This is a genomic window from Rhizobium sp. BK176, assembly GCF_024808055.1.
In genome coordinates this window covers 1,507,563-1,521,146 of the sequence record NZ_JANUBV010000001.1, presented here as the reverse complement: position 1 = coordinate 1,521,146, position 13,584 = coordinate 1,507,563, and the positions used below count along the sequence as shown (strand labels likewise).

15 protein-coding genes are annotated in these 13,584 nt (G+C 60.2%); 9 read left to right on the top strand and 6 right to left on the bottom strand.

The annotated features are described in order from the left end of the window. Positions 1-4: 4 nt before the first annotated feature. The 5 genes from FHT76_RS08280 (at position 5) to FHT76_RS08260 (ending at position 4,455) form a co-directional block, all read left to right on the top strand. Positions 5-1,156, top strand: coding sequence for a glycoside hydrolase family 3 protein (locus tag FHT76_RS08280; protein WP_259185343.1), 1,152 nt, complete (start codon positions 5-7; stop codon positions 1,154-1,156). Between the two features lie 53 nt (positions 1,157-1,209). After that, positions 1,210-1,911 carry a PAN domain-containing protein gene (locus FHT76_RS08275; protein WP_259185341.1) on the top strand — a complete coding sequence of 234 codons (702 nt, stop codon included), beginning with the start codon at positions 1,210-1,212 and terminating at the stop codon, positions 1,909-1,911. 14 nt (positions 1,912-1,925) lie between these two features. After that, positions 1,926-2,804, top strand: a complete 879-nt coding sequence (locus FHT76_RS08270; RefSeq protein WP_259185339.1) for a PAN domain-containing protein — start codon at positions 1,926-1,928, stop codon at positions 2,802-2,804. Positions 2,805-2,912: 108 nt separating this feature from the next. Continuing rightward, positions 2,913-3,584, top strand: coding sequence for a hypothetical protein (locus tag FHT76_RS08265; protein ID WP_259185337.1), 672 nt, complete (start codon positions 2,913-2,915; stop codon positions 3,582-3,584). Positions 3,585-3,588: 4 nt separating this feature from the next. After that, positions 3,589-4,455, top strand: a complete 867-nt coding sequence (locus tag FHT76_RS08260) for a hypothetical protein (protein ID WP_259185336.1) — start codon at positions 3,589-3,591, stop codon at positions 4,453-4,455. 10 nt (positions 4,456-4,465) lie between these two features. On the opposite strand, the gene FHT76_RS08255 is transcribed toward FHT76_RS08260, so the two are convergent. From FHT76_RS08255 to FHT76_RS08245, 3 genes are all read right to left on the bottom strand, one after another. After that, complete coding sequence (locus FHT76_RS08255; RefSeq protein WP_259185335.1) at positions 4,466-4,918, bottom strand: hypothetical protein; 453 nt, start codon at positions 4,916-4,918, stop codon at positions 4,466-4,468. Positions 4,919-4,936: 18 nt separating this feature from the next. Next, entirely contained in the window at positions 4,937-5,995 is a 1,059-nt protein-coding gene (locus tag FHT76_RS08250; protein WP_259185334.1) for a DNA-protecting protein DprA, read from the bottom strand. 65 nt (positions 5,996-6,060) lie between these two features. After that, entirely contained in the window at positions 6,061-6,765 is a 705-nt protein-coding gene (locus FHT76_RS08245; RefSeq protein WP_259185333.1) for a cyclopropane-fatty-acyl-phospholipid synthase family protein, read from the bottom strand. A 178-nt stretch (positions 6,766-6,943) separates the two neighbouring features. On the opposite strand from FHT76_RS08245, the gene FHT76_RS08240 reads away from it, so the two are divergent. Beyond that, on the top strand, positions 6,944-7,783 hold the full coding sequence (locus FHT76_RS08240; RefSeq protein WP_259185332.1) for a trans-aconitate 2-methyltransferase: 840 nt from the start codon (positions 6,944-6,946) through the stop codon (positions 7,781-7,783). A gap of 3 nt (positions 7,784-7,786) precedes the next feature. On the opposite strand, the gene FHT76_RS08235 is transcribed toward FHT76_RS08240, so the two are convergent. Next, the gene (locus FHT76_RS08235; RefSeq protein WP_259185330.1) at positions 7,787-8,521 is read right to left on the bottom strand and encodes a hypothetical protein; all 735 of its coding nucleotides are present in this window, start codon (positions 8,519-8,521) and stop codon (positions 7,787-7,789) included. A gap of 197 nt (positions 8,522-8,718) precedes the next feature. Further along, on the bottom strand, positions 8,719-10,212 hold the full coding sequence (locus FHT76_RS08230) for a hypothetical protein (RefSeq protein ID WP_259185329.1): 1,494 nt from the start codon (positions 10,210-10,212) through the stop codon (positions 8,719-8,721). Between the two features lie 142 nt (positions 10,213-10,354). On the opposite strand from FHT76_RS08230, the gene FHT76_RS08225 reads away from it, so the two are divergent. Both FHT76_RS08225 and FHT76_RS08220 read left to right on the top strand, forming a co-directional pair. Continuing rightward, on the top strand, positions 10,355-10,912 hold the full coding sequence (locus FHT76_RS08225; RefSeq protein WP_259185328.1) for a hypothetical protein: 558 nt from the start codon (positions 10,355-10,357) through the stop codon (positions 10,910-10,912). Positions 10,913-11,073: 161 nt separating this feature from the next. Then, positions 11,074-12,102 carry a DUF882 domain-containing protein gene (locus tag FHT76_RS08220; RefSeq protein WP_259185327.1) on the top strand — a complete coding sequence of 343 codons (1,029 nt, stop codon included), beginning with the start codon at positions 11,074-11,076 and terminating at the stop codon, positions 12,100-12,102. Here FHT76_RS08220 and FHT76_RS08215 read toward each other — a convergent pair. After that, on the bottom strand, positions 12,099-12,701 hold the full coding sequence (locus FHT76_RS08215; RefSeq protein WP_259185326.1) for a hypothetical protein: 603 nt from the start codon (positions 12,699-12,701) through the stop codon (positions 12,099-12,101). The two genes, FHT76_RS08220 and FHT76_RS08215, sit on opposite strands and share 4 nt — an antisense overlap. 192 nt (positions 12,702-12,893) lie before the next feature. On the opposite strand from FHT76_RS08215, the gene FHT76_RS08210 reads away from it, so the two are divergent. Next, positions 12,894-13,568, top strand: coding sequence for a hypothetical protein (locus FHT76_RS08210; RefSeq protein ID WP_259185325.1), 675 nt, complete (start codon positions 12,894-12,896; stop codon positions 13,566-13,568). Positions 13,569-13,584 lie beyond the last annotated feature (16 nt).

Genomic DNA, 13,584 nt, shown 5'->3' with positions numbered 1-13,584 from the left:
GCCCATGAAGCGAGCATTCAAAGCGCTATCGATGGCCGTCCTGCTCCTGCCTCTGTCCATCGGCGGCGCGCGGGCGCTGGAAGAGAACCCGCGCCCGCAGAACGCGAAAATCGGAGACCAACTGCTCAGACGGATGATCGGCCAGATGGTCATGGTCGGATACGTCGGCAACAAAGAGAGAGACGCCGGTTTCCAGACCGTCCTGGAACAGGCGGCGAAAGGCCGACTGACGGGTGTCCTGTATCTCGGAAGGAACATCCGCACGCTCGACGGCGTGAAGTCGATGAACCGAGAGCTCCAGGCGTCGGCAGACGGGCTTCCCCTTCTCATCGCGGTCGACCAGGAAGGCGGGCGGATCGAGCGCCTGACAAAGGCGGTGGGATTCCACGAAATTCCGAGCGCGGCATCGGTCGCCCAGTCGATGAACCCGTCGGAGGCGGAGGCGGCCTACGAGCGGATGGCCGAGCAGCTCGCCGGATTGGGGTTCAACCTCAATCTCGGCCCGGTCGTCGATCTGAACGTCAACCCTGACAACCCGATCATCGGCCGACTTGGGCGTAGCTTTTCGGCTGACGGCGAGAAGGCGACGGACTATGGCAGGGCGTTCGTCGAAGGCCATCGTCAGGCGGGTGTCCTGACCGCCCTCAAACATTTTCCCGGCCATGGCTCCAGCAACGGAGACACCCATAAAGAAGCGGTCGACGTCTCCCAGACATGGCATGAAAACGAGCTGGTCCCTTACGAAGAGCTGATCGACAGCGGCGATGCCGACATGGTCATGTCCGCGCACGTGATCAACCGCAATATCCCGGGGGCCGAAACCACGCCGGCGTCGATGTCTCCTGCCACGCTCGTCGGCCTCCTGCGCAAGAAGCTCCGCTTCAAGGGCGTCGTCATCAGCGACGATCTCCAGATGCAGGCGATAGCAAGCACGATGAGCTTCGACGATACCGTCGTACGCGCCGTCATGGCAGGCAACGACATCCTCGTATTCGCCAATGACAAGCATCCCGATCCGACGATACCGGACCGGATCAGCGACCTTCTAGTCAAGCGAGCCAGAGAAAATCCGGCGTTGATGACACGCATTCAAGAATCGTACGGCAGGGTCGTGCGGTTGAAGTCCAAGATCGAATCCAAACCGGTGTCGAGATGAATCACGATCTGAAATGGCGGAGTGAACATCGGGCGAGACGCGCGGGGACGCTGATGCCATCGTTTGGATTCATGGCGATCATCGTGATGGCGGGATCGGCGGCCGCACAAGACAGCGGGGGGCGGTTCAACGAGTATCCCGACACCACGTTGAAGGGGTTCGTCACGGCGGAACTTACGAAGGCCGATGCCGACAAGTGCAGGCACATCTGCGAGCAGCGGTCCGGATGCGCCGGGTTTGACATTCGTGCCGAGAGCAGGACATGCAGGCTGTTCGGCCAGATTTCTTCGGGCGAAAGCGAAATGGGTTCGGCCGCGGAGACCCGCCAACGAGTTCCGGGATACCGAGCGCCGTCGAACGCGGCCGTGGAAGCGCCCCCTGTCCCGGCAGGGCCAACTCAATCGACCTGGACCCACAACGGCAGCGTCATGTCGCTTCGGGTGAATCCTTCGGCCGACGGTAGATCGCGGGTCACAATCACCTACGACACGCCGAAGCCGGAGCTTTCCAAAGTCGGCATCCGGCACGGCACCACGCTGTTCGAAGGACAGCTTGACGGCAGCAGCTTGACCGGAAAGGCGAGGTTGACCGGAAAGTGCGGGATTATCCAGTACGACGTCAGCGGCCTTTTCGATACCCAGTCGGCGACTTCATTCTACCTCAGAGGAGCGTCCCCGAAGCGTGGAGACGACTGCACGATCCAGCGTTGGGACAGCACCGGAAGCAATGCGAACCTGCGTTTCGATCCGAATTAAACGGAGAATAGAGAATGAGCCAATCTGGGAAACGCGGGATACGGTATGGAACATACGGAGCGAAGGCGCTCCTGCTGGCGTTCTCGATCCTGTCGATCTTTGTCGTGGAGGGCACGACTGCCATGGCGCAGACAGCACAAAGCTCAGGACCGCTCATGAGCTATCCGTTTGCCATGTTGAATGGCCTTCAGTCTGCCGAGTTGAACAAGTCACTGGACGACTGCCGCAAGATTTGCAGCGACCGGTCCGGATGCGTCGGTTTCGACCACACGCCGTCCACTAACCAATGCCGCCTCTTCGCCGCCGTCAACTCGGGCCGCGACAACGCGGAGGCAACCGCGGAAACCAGGTATCCGATCAACGGCTTCAGGACGCCGTCGCCGCAGCAACAGCAGCCGCCCGTCGAAGAGCCGAAGCCGCAACGCGAGTTCGCGCTGTTCACAAACCACGACGTCTTCGGCAACGACCTCGACGTGTTTCCGTCGGACAGCCTCGATCAATGCCAGCAGGCCTGCGCGGACAACGGCCAATGCACGGTCTTCACCTTCAACGCGTGGAATAAGAAGTGCTTCCTCAAGGCGGGTGCGGGCGATCTTCGTCTCGATCCTCGGGCGACCACGGGCGTTTCCACGGAGCTGGGACAGCCTTCCTTCCGTGCCTCCGAGATCGTGATGGAATACTACCACTCCTATGTGATGAGCGGCAGGAAGATCGGACCGCCGAGGGTGGCGAACAACAGGCAGCAGTGCGAGAACATCTGCTGGCAGAACGACAGCTGCGTGGCGTTCAGTTTCGACGCCGGAGACAGGGCGTGTTCGATGTTCGACCAGGCCGACAACCGCTTCCCGCGGCGCGGTATCGAGAGTGGGTCGAAGGTACAGCCGAGGCCATGAGCCAGCATGGTGGAGGGTGATCGTAAGCTCACCGACACATGAAGTCTTGAATTCCTCTTGCGCAAACGGGAGTTTTTCGGTAAATCCGGCCTGGAAACGGAGACCCCGATGAAAGCAATTATCAAAGACATCATCGATCGGATCGAGGAACTCGAAGGTCCGTCCGTGGCCGTCGAAATGGAGATCATGGCCGCGAAAAAGAGGACTTTTCGCGACAGCACGAGTTCGCTCGACGGCGCGCTGGCGTTGGCGGTTCTGGCACCCGGATGGTATATCGAACATGCGGGCGACAACGCCCGCGGACATCCGGGAAACATGAAGGTGTTCGGCCACACGGTCGAGTATTCGAACGGTGTGGAAACGGTCCAGGGTGACGCTCCGACAAAGCCCCTCGCCTACTGCCTCGCGATCCTGAAAGCCCATCTTCACAGCTGGGAAGCGAGCGAAAAAGCGATCCTCGATGTACTCGACGGCGACGACCGCGTTACGGACGCGATCAAGGACGATGTGCGGGCTGCCATCTCCAATATCGTGATGCCGTTCGGACTGCCGGAAGCCGAAATCGACGAGGACGACCATTCGATCGTCCTCCGTTGGATCGGGAACAACGAGACGTTCAGCCTGACGTTCCTCGGCAAGGGTTTTGTCGCGGGATGCCTGAGCATGGAAAATGCGGTGACGCCCGCATGGCGCTATGCGGTCACAGAGGGACAACTGTTGAAGGACCGTTTTGGCGTTTCGGACGTGTCGAGGATCATGTCGACCATGACGCACGGATAAAGCCATGAAGCTGGTTCTGAGCAGGAAGGGTTTCGATCAGGGGAGCGGCGGCGCGCCATCCCCGATTTTCGAGGACGGCAGCCTGTTCTCGATCCCTATCCCAGATGGGAGGACGCGCCAGCGCTACGGTGACATGCGCCACGGCCTTCACGATATCGGCGAGGTGGTATCTCATCTCACAAAAGGACGATATACGGGCCGCTCGCCCGCCCATGTCGATCCAGACCTTCACAAGGAACGCATCGACAGGCGCGACGGCTGGCGGCCGGCTTTTGGCCAGACAGGGGCAGCGCAACGTCATCTCGAGAACCAAGGCGTCGGGACAGGCGACATCTTCCTGTTCTTCGGCTGGTTTCGCGACGTTTCGAGAAACGTCGACGGCATCTGGCGGCCGACACCCGGTGGCCGCGATATCCACGCTTTTCATGGTTGGATGCAGATCGGCGAGGTACTCGACCTGTCGTCCGGTCGCGCGACCGACTGGCTGCACTATCCGTGGCTCTGCGATCATCCCCATGTGAGCCGAGGTGCCGAACCGAACAACACGATCTATATCGCGTCCGAGACATTGGCTTTGCCGGGATGCATCGCATCGGCAGTGGCTGGTGGTGGTCGGATGTCCAGGCTCACCGAAGCGACAACGCTAACGGCGCAACGTCAACCGAAGAAATCCGTTTGGTCATTGCCGGACTGGTTCGCACCCGATAGCGGGCGGTCGTTGTCATATCACGTTGACCACAACAGATGGACGACGACCGAAACGGGCGTGAACCTCAAAACAGTCGGCCGCGGCCAGGAATTTGTCATCGACATCGGCGACGACAAAAGGGCGCTCGACTGGGTGAGCGCCCTGATTACCTCCGCGATTTAGCCTGCTTGCTTTAGAGCTTCGGTCCGCCGCCAACGGCAACTGTCGCGGACAACTTCGGCTCGAAATCCTTGAAACGGATGTGCATGTAGGCGTGCTCGCCGAATTTTTCGATCGTCTCGCCCGTGGCTTCCAGGGCGAACGGCTTTTTGCCGTCGTAGACGTCCTGTTCCTGGAGGCCGACCTCGTACAACTGGCCGTCCGCCGACTTCACCTTGAAGAACGGGTCGGCGATTTGGTGCGACCAACCGGTCAGGATGACCGAGACAGACAGGACGCGCGATATCATCTCCTTCGGGTCGGCGTCAGGATCGATGACCCGGCCGAGTTCGCTGAGAAGCAGGACTTCGCCCGGCTTGTCGGCAACCCATTCGAGGACCTTCATGAAGTCGTCGCGCTGCGGATAGTCGTCGATCTTCGGGACATAGTAATCGAAGTATTCTTCGTAGGTGCTGAAGGATGCCATGGCTCTCTCTATTGTTGCTTAAAATGTTGCCGCGATATCGAACGCCTGCTGCTGCCTCATCTGTCTCTGCGGCAATAGCGCCCTGATTTCCTCGAAGACGCGCGGATAGTCGTCTCGGTTCATGATGGCATCGGCGGCAAGCCGGTTCGGATCGCGTTGCACGGCCTCCATCACGCTTCCCGTCCATTCGAACCGCGACGCGATCTGGCCGATCGTCATGCGCGACAGGTCGCGGGCCGTGTGGTTGATGTCTTCCGACAGGAACTTCTCGGGGATATTGGGGACAAAGACGGGCTTGCCCTGGGCTGTGGCGTAGCGCACCGAGTGCATGCTGCCGGAATGCGTTTCGCCCTGGATGAAGACGGTCGCCAAGGATAGACCGGTGATGAGGCGGTCGCGGTCGATGTAGCTGCCCTTGTTCGCCTCCTGACCGAAGCCGAGTTCGGAGACGATCAGGCCGCCGTTTTCGCAGATGCGCCTGGCGAGGTCCATCGCCGCACCGGACGTGTAGACGTCAAGGCCGGACGGAAGGACCGCACAGGTCGTTCCGCCGACCTCGAGGGTGGCGCGATGGCAAAGGGCGTCGACACCGCGGGCCAGCCCGGAAACCACGCACCAGCCGTCTTCCGCGAATGCCGACGCCATGCCCCACGCGACCTTCTCGCCGAACTGTGTCGGCTCGCGAGTGCCGACGAACGCGACGGCGTTGTCGAGCAGAGAAAGATCGCCAGATGTGTAGAGGAGGAACGGAGGTTCCTCGAGCGCCTTGAGGCGCTCCGGGTAGTCAGCATCGTAGAGGGAGACGATATAGGCCCCGATCTGGGCCGCCCTCGACGTTTCCTTGAAAGCATGTTTGTAGGCCGCGTCGACGATCTTCTCGTCCCGGATGGCATCACGCTGCTTGGTGTTGAAGCAGGCCTTGATCGCCTCGTCGTCCGCCGTGATCAGTTCTCCGAACGTCTCGAACGTGTTCAGCGCCTTGTGGACGGCCACACGGCCAACGCCCTTGATGGCGTCGAGCATCATGAGGCCCATTGCGGAGCGCAACGGCGTATCGGCGAGCTTCGTGTCGAGCATGTGTTCCATCCATCAGGGTCTTCCATTCATGTTCAGTCGAGTTCCCGCATAGGGCAACCACCTGACTACCTTCGCTCGACGAGAATGCTGTATGCGCCCGCCCGCTCCTGCCCGACCGAAGAAACCACGCTGGCTGGAACCACGACATCGAGGCGGCTCTTGCGGACCGAGAACCTCGACACCGGAAGCAGCGCCTCGATGTCGTCGACAACCTCCGGATAGTCGACGATCAGGGTTTCGTCGCCTGCCACGAGATCGAAAAGCTCGGGATCGCGGTAGGCGTGCCTGTTTTCGCAAAACCAGAACGACGAGAGCGTCAGATCGGCCCGCGCCGGGAACGACGCTGGAAGGTCGCGCTTCGAAAAAGTGATGTCGCCCTGCAACTTGGCTAGCCCCAAGAGACGTTTGGCGATCCCGAGTTGAGAGTCAGACCCGTCGAACCCGGAAAGCACAAGGCGGGGATTGTCGGCCAGGAAGGCGAAGGCAAGGCTGAACGACCCGGAACCGCATCCGATGTCGAGAACACGCCCGTAGCGGGAGGCATCGATACCTGCAGCGCCGATGGAGGCGACGCACTTGAGGGCGTTCCGCATTCCATAAGCCCTAGTGAACGCCTCGGCGTGCGAAGCGTAATCGAAGACCTCGATTGCCTTCCGCGAATCGACCGCCATCCGCAACCGCAGTGCCTGTTCGTCGGGAGCGTAGACATCGCCGCAGCGCAGAAGGACATCCGCGAACGCGGCCAGAGTTTCCGTATCGCCTGCCTGCATGCGCACCTCCCCGGCCCATTGAGGCAATGGTGGGCGGCCCGGGGCGGGAACCGCAAGTTTTCGCCGGGATTTCCCGGATTTCAGGGCTCGCTAACGATACTCCGATCGCACCGCCATCAAGTGTTGACACGGTGCTCCGAGGTCTTTAATAACAGGCCAGAAAGAAAAGGAAGACATCATGCTCGACAAGCTCTCCAGCCACCACATCGCGGACAACGACTGGTACAACGCTGAGATGGCGAAGTCGCTCATCGACAAAATCTTCTTCCTCGACAAGGTCGACGACGCCGGCATGTTCGTGGACTTCGGATGCGCCAACGGCATCCTGCTGAGCTTCATCGAAAAGGTGTTCCCGGGCAGCAAGCTGGTCGGCTACGACGTCAATCCGGAAATGATCGCCGAGGCGAAGGCCCGCGACCCCAACAGCGAAGTGATCTATACGGATGACTGGAACGAGGTGAAGACCCTCTTCCGGGAATTCAAGAAAACCGCGCCCAAGGGCAATGACAAGGTCGTCGTTCTCGGTTCTTCGGTCGGCCACGAAATCGAGAGCTATTCGGACGACGGAGAAAAGGCGACAGCCTACGGCCGTATTTGGGGCACCGAAGACGACGCCATCGAGTTCGACTATGTCGCCTGGCGTGACATGATGGCCAGCCGGGCGGCCTCGCGCCCTTCCGACCCGATTGCCGTCGCCCGCGTCCAGCAGGTGTTCGAGGCGAAGCACCCAGGTCTTATCAGCCAGTGGGAGCAGCGATGGGGCCATCTCGGAGAGAACTGGTCGCTGATCCATTTTCTCATGACTTACAGATACTTAGCGAATTGGGAACGGGAATATCGGGAAAATTACCTTCCGGTGAACTACGAAGATTTCATGGCCTCGGTGCCGAACAAGTACTTTCCGATCTATCAGGATCGGTTCACTTTGCCGTTCCTTCGCCGACGGGTGATGGAAGATTTTGGCATCGCGCTCACCGACACGACCCACCTCAAGGTCGTGTTCGAACTCAAGCGTTGAGCCTCAGACGGCCAGTGCCATCGCCATAGCGGGGGTGGCTGCTTTCGGGAAGAACAGGCCAGACAGGGCGTCCTGTACGGCCTGCCATGAAACGGCGTTGCCGCCCTTTCCGGATTCCACGACACCCGCATTCCTCAGGGCCTCGGAAGCCGACGGAGCGAGATCGCTGTCCGCCACGTAAACGGTGGTCTCGGAACCCGTGCGGTTGATCGTCAGCAGCGGCACCTGCGACTCGATGTCGACGACCGAGAAGACCACCTTGCGCTCGAACCCGTAGTCGGAACAAGTGACCGCCCAGCCGCCGTCCTCGTCGCAGTTATGACGGAAGTCTTCCGTCGCATCCATCATCTCGACAAACGCAGGCGATAGCGCCTGTCTGACGATACCGGGGTGGCTGCCGTTGAAGCGGTCGGCCGGCACGGCGGGAACGCGCGCGGGCGTGTTGAGGATGCTCTTGAGAACCAGATCGTTCGCGCGCGTCAGGACGAAAGCCTCGCGGGTGTTGTCAGCAGAGCTGCCGCGTAGCGTGAGCGCTCCGGCGGACAGCTGGCCGTCGCGCCCTTCGTGAACCAAAGCGCCGTCGACAAGGTAAAAGCGATCGCCGGCGCGGGCCAGCGCGCTTTCGTAGACCGTGGTGGTCCGTTGGCCGAGATCGTCAAGACCGTCTGGCGCGGTCGTTCCGATTGCCTTGAACCAAAGGACGGGAGTCCTGACTTCGAATTGGCCGTTGTCGATCATTTGGATGGCTCCGATAGCTGTTATCGAAGCGTCGTGGCGGTGGTCGCATGGAACAACGGCCATTCAAAGAAAGACCATGGGGTCTTATGACCTTTATTTGTCAGCCGCGCTCGGCATCCTGCTGGGCTTGCTTGCGCGCAGCGGCGGCTTCCGGATCGTATTCACCATCCACCGAAGCGTCCGCCATGGTCAGCAGTTCATCCAAAAAGCCGGACACGTTCTCCCTCGAAGCGTCGTTGATCGGCTTCAGGAACTGCTCGTCCAGTCCGTCGTCCGTTGCCGTTGGCGCGTAGTGCCTTGGAGATGTCGTCATCGGTATAGCCTTCGTTTTTCGCGATCCTGATCATGGCCTCGTCATAGGACGTGTTCATGGCTTCCGGGGATCGGCCGGTCAGCACTCCGTAAATCGACTTCTCAGGGAACCAGAGGGACGCCTGCATGTCCGCCGCCGTCATACGGTAGCCTTGGCGTTCCATGATGTCGAGCGCCAGCGAAACGACTTCCCTGATCCATTTGCGATGCCCCGCGCTCTTCGGACTGTCGACCGGGTAGCCGAGGGACGACGCGATGGATTCCGCCGCCAGCGGCCAGCCGAGGTTTTGCTTGAGCGTCGAGGCCGCCTCGTTCGAACGCGTCACCCTGCGGGACTTGGAGCTCATGTCGTCCTTGACCTTGCCAGCGACGTAGGCGCGCCGGATGCCCTCCCAGAACAGACGCAGCGACCGAGCGTAGGAAAACAGCGACTGGCTGTCCATCGTGCGCAGCGTCTTGGGATCGATCGCGACACCCGCCTCTTCCATGAGCGCGCGCATCTCTGGCGAGCGCATCGACTTGGCGATACCCTTTTCCAGCTTCTCGAGCGCGCCGTCGACGATGCCTCCGCGAACCAGTGACCCCGTATAGCGGCCCCACGTGCGCATGAACCAGAGATCGATGGTGACGGGGGTATGGTTGCCGATCAGGTTCTGGAAGAAGCCGTTGCCGATCTTCGGCCCGAATATGACGCTTCCCCAGACCATCTCGTCGGCAAGCTCGGAAGCGGTGATCTTCATGCCGTACTTGGCAGCGACCGACTTGAGGTCGGCCATCCGCATCTTCATCGTGAGCAGGCGATGAACCCTTGTCAGGTCCTTGTTGGCGAGACCGTACAGCGTATTGAAACGCTCGAGGTTATACTTGATGGCCGCGCCGTTCGCACCGTAGATGCGGTCGACGGAGAAGGAACCGGTCTCGATGAAATGACGATACTGCTCGAGGGCGTATCTCATGTTCTCGTTCACTTTGTTGTTCTGGCTGGTGATCGCGATCGCCGCGAAGAACACGGTCTGGGCTTCCCTGGCGTCGCGGAACAGGCCGGACCGGTGGCTGGCTGCGGCGGCATCGCTCTTGATCTCGGGATGCATGAGGGCGGCGACGCCGATCATGTCCTCGATGCTCTGCGTATACCAGTTCAGCGAGGTCGGCTCGTCGGAATGGGTGACGTTCCAGATCGTCTCGGCCGCCATCATGCGCGCGATGGTCATATTGGCCTCGGGCGACGGCTCGGTGATCGGCTGTCCGCCGAGGTCCTTGATCGCGTTGGCGACGATATAGGCGCTGGCGTCCGCGTTGTCGGAGAAATTCAGCGAAGCGCCGTTCTCCAGGAGGTTAGCCACGAAAACGGACGGCAGAGGGGCCTTTAGGTCATGCATTTGGATGTGCCAGATGTCTTGAATTCTATTTGATGAGTATGAGTGAACCATCCCCGGGTGCAAGCGACTCGGAATTATTGCGGCGAGACACGATTCCTCCACAATTGTCATTCGCAATCGCGGATGAATTCGGAGACTTCACATGAAACTCGGCGTCTACATTTTGCTGGTGAGCCTCGTCACAGCCGAGAACGCGCGCGCCGAAATGCCGACACTCCACGACTGGACGGACGGCATCCTGTCCCGCCTCCCCTTCAAGGAAGGATCGCTCGACCGCGCCGGTTACAAGGGCTACGCGCACTCTTTCGTCGAAGACAAGAAACGCTATTTCGACGGCGTTTTCAGCCGACTTCTCGACAAAGCCGTGAAAAACGGGCTCACAGCACGGGCCGACGCGCTGCGGGAGAACCACGAGCGACGCATGCGCGACCTCTCCATCAATGTCGATCTCGCCACCGAATCCGTGTTCAGCGCGCTCGATCTCGACGGAGACGGGGTCGTTTGGCGGGCTGAGGCAAGGACGGCCGTTTACGGCTATGCGTCGGCGGCCGACCTCGACAGCAACGGCGTACTCGACGCCGACGAACAGGCTCTCGCCGAGTGGGCGCTATCGACAGGAAATGTCATTGCCGACAAAACAGACACCGCCGGAATTCGCAGACAATTCATGGAGCTGGACCGCGCCGCGTTGTTGCCGTGACCACGCCTGAGGTCTTTGTTTCCATCGCCAGAATGATGCTCGGCGGCAACACTCGAAGATAATTATTGACTTCACTGGCTGATCAAACCAACATTCAAATCATCTGAGGCAGGAAAGACACGGGCCGAGACGACAGAAGGCCGCCAATCGGAGACCAGGACATGTCAGTTTCGGAGAAGTCGCGCGCTGTCGCGTCGGCGATATGCCTATTTGTTTGCTCGTTGTCGTCGCACGCGGCGGCCGCGGATAAGCGCGAGCTGAACCTGCACAACGTGAACACCCATGAGGACCTCAGGATCGTCTTCAAGAAAGACGGGGTGTACGACCAGGCCGCGCTCCAGAAGCTAAACTGGTTCTTCAGGGACTGGCGTATGTCCGAGCCGACCCGTATGGACCCCAAGGTGTTCGATCTTCTCGAGCGAGTCTACTCAGAAACCGGCAGCGACCAGCAGATCAACGTCCACTCAGGTTACCGCTCGCCGAGGACCAACGCGATGCTCAGGGCCACCACCTTCGGTGTCGCCCGCGAAAGCCAGCACATGGAAGGCAAGGCGATCGACTTCCATATCCCCGGCGTGGCCACCAGCAAGGTCAGGGCCATCGCCCTGAAGCTTCAGGACGGTGGCGTCGGTTACTATCCGACATCCAGAAGCCCGTTTGTCCACATCGACGTGGCCGAGGTCCGCGCCTGGCCGCGCCCGACACGCCAACTCCTTGCGTCTATTTTCCCCGATGGAAAGACCGTTCACATACCGGCCGACGGCCGACCCTTGCCCCACTACGACGAGGCGATGGCCGAACTCAAGGGAAAGAAGCTCGGCATCCTTTCGGTTATCGGAGACATCGCCGGCTACGTGAAGCCGAAGAAGGTTAAACCGATGGAGGCCGAGCAGCCAAAGGTCGCGGCGCTCGCCTTCACCCCGCCAGTTCCAGTTTCACGGCCTCCGCTTGACCCGGCGACGTCCTTTATGGCCAATCCGATGGGGGAACTCGCCTTCGCGCCGACCCGGGCGGCATCGCCGAAGGGAAGCGTCTTCGACGATCCGTTCGCGTTCATCGAGTCCAGGAGGAAGGCGTTGCGCGAGGAAAACCAAATGGCCATCGTCGTAGAACAGCCGATAAACTTCAGGACCGTGGACATCGAAAAGTCGGGTAGGCACGGGACCGCGCCGGAACCCGCCGTGCGTTAGGCGGCGGCCACGTTGTCGTTGGCGGGGACAGGGTCTTCGCGCTCGGTTTTCTCCGTCACGATGGTCATGCACTCGCTGAAGTCAGCCACTTCGTCGAGGACGCGAAGAGCGTAGTTCGGCGTCTCGTCTGGAAGATCATCCAGTAGGTCTTCGACCAGCGACAGGAGCGTCTCGAACTTACGAGAGGTCGAGAGCCGCGAAGTTGTCTCGACCTTGAATTGGCGGATGACAGGGGACAACGGCCGCATCAGGGACGGAATGAGCCGGATTAGGCTCACCATGTCTCGATGGAAGTCGTCCATCACCTCCGAGACGGTGTCAGGGTATTGATGGAGGTAGAGCTGCTCGGACAACTCGTCGAGTCCTTCCATGATAAGGGACTCGTTTTGCTTCTCGGCCGCCGTCTTGTCGGCGCGGTCGTCGATGGTGAACCCGCCGGCGTGGACCACGATGTTGGCGATCTCGACCTTGGACAATCTCAGGGGTCCGATGCCGTCGGGGAGATCGGCGTCGTTCAGTTCCTTGCGGGCTTCGTCGAGGGCTTCCTCGACCGCCGCGAACTGGTCAACAAAATTCTCCATGAACTCTTCGACGCGCATCGACATCATCCGTTGTTCGGAATTCCAGTGTGCGCTCCTTGGCCGCTTTTTGCAAACGCCAATACCAAATATGTTGACGGAAAATAAAAGACCCTGATAGCCTGAAGCAAAGGTCGCGAAGTAAGCACTCGTGCCAGGGGTCGCCGCATCGGCGGCCCCTTTTTCACTACCTGAAACGCATGGATGGATCGGATGAAAAGCCTTGGAAAACGCCTTCTAGCCGGAGCCACGACGGAGGTGAAAGTCCCCCTCACGATAGAGTTCGACGTCTCAATTTACAGTGTGGCGACCAAACAGCCGCAACAGGAAGTTCTGGACCTCTTGAAGGCGCGATTCGTTTCCGCGAACAGGCCGGGGAGTTACGAGCCGCGCATCGTCAATATTTCTGGGAAAGCACAAAAGGCGCTCGCGTTGTTCGCAGGCCTCTCGAAGCCTGACTTGGTAAGCGCGGAGCGGTTCTCTGCGTCGGACGGCGCGCAAGTGACTGTGACCGCCACGAGGAGCTGGACATACACGTCATCGAAAACGACTGAAACCGCAATGGACGGCTCGACACGTGTTCTGCACGAGGAGGCGGGCGAAATGAAGTTCGGCGTCTCCCTGAACCTCAGGGCGGTTGCCGTGGTGAAGCGAGACGAGGTGGAGGTCATCTGCTACAGGTCGACCTCAAGGCCGAGGGACGTGGCCACAGGGTTGCTTCGTCCGGTGATCGTTCATACGTCCAGCGCGGCGAAAGGTCTACTGGCGCGGCATGACGCGATGGTGCATGTCGAGTTCCTGCCCGCCGAACAACCGACGGGCCGTTTTTCGGGGGAGGCAATTATCACCGTGATCCTGGCTAAAACCGTTTCGCCGACCCGAGATTAGGCGAAGCCCATTGGAC

What these genes read in the sequence shown, in the direction of transcription:
- FHT76_RS08215 (WP_259185326.1), bottom strand. Translation starts at nt 12,701, where the DNA reads ATGCGCGTCGAAGAGTTCATGGAGAATTTTGTTGACCAGTTCGCGGCG.
- FHT76_RS08230 (WP_259185329.1), bottom strand. Translation starts at nt 10,212, where the DNA reads ATGCATGACCTAAAGGCCCCTCTGCCGTCCGTTTTCGTGGCTAACCTC.
- FHT76_RS08260 (WP_259185336.1), top strand. Translation starts at nt 3,589, where the DNA reads ATGAAGCTGGTTCTGAGCAGGAAGGGTTTCGATCAGGGGAGCGGCGGC.
- FHT76_RS08255 (WP_259185335.1), bottom strand. Translation starts at nt 4,918, where the DNA reads ATGGCATCCTTCAGCACCTACGAAGAATACTTCGATTACTATGTCCCG.
- FHT76_RS08225 (WP_259185328.1), top strand. Translation starts at nt 10,355, where the DNA reads ATGAAACTCGGCGTCTACATTTTGCTGGTGAGCCTCGTCACAGCCGAG.
- FHT76_RS08280 (WP_259185343.1), top strand. Translation starts at nt 5, where the DNA reads ATGAAGCGAGCATTCAAAGCGCTATCGATGGCCGTCCTGCTCCTGCCT.
- FHT76_RS08265 (WP_259185337.1), top strand. Translation starts at nt 2,913, where the DNA reads ATGAAAGCAATTATCAAAGACATCATCGATCGGATCGAGGAACTCGAA.
- FHT76_RS08270 (WP_259185339.1), top strand. Translation starts at nt 1,926, where the DNA reads ATGAGCCAATCTGGGAAACGCGGGATACGGTATGGAACATACGGAGCG.
- FHT76_RS08220 (WP_259185327.1), top strand. Translation starts at nt 11,074, where the DNA reads ATGTCAGTTTCGGAGAAGTCGCGCGCTGTCGCGTCGGCGATATGCCTA.
- FHT76_RS08235 (WP_259185330.1), bottom strand. Translation starts at nt 8,521, where the DNA reads ATGATCGACAACGGCCAATTCGAAGTCAGGACTCCCGTCCTTTGGTTC.
- FHT76_RS08275 (WP_259185341.1), top strand. Translation starts at nt 1,210, where the DNA reads ATGCCATCGTTTGGATTCATGGCGATCATCGTGATGGCGGGATCGGCG.
- FHT76_RS08250 (WP_259185334.1), bottom strand. Translation starts at nt 5,995, where the DNA reads ATGCTCGACACGAAGCTCGCCGATACGCCGTTGCGCTCCGCAATGGGC.
- FHT76_RS08245 (WP_259185333.1), bottom strand. Translation starts at nt 6,765, where the DNA reads ATGCAGGCAGGCGATACGGAAACTCTGGCCGCGTTCGCGGATGTCCTT.
- FHT76_RS08210 (WP_259185325.1), top strand. Translation starts at nt 12,894, where the DNA reads ATGAAAAGCCTTGGAAAACGCCTTCTAGCCGGAGCCACGACGGAGGTG.
- FHT76_RS08240 (WP_259185332.1), top strand. Translation starts at nt 6,944, where the DNA reads ATGCTCGACAAGCTCTCCAGCCACCACATCGCGGACAACGACTGGTAC.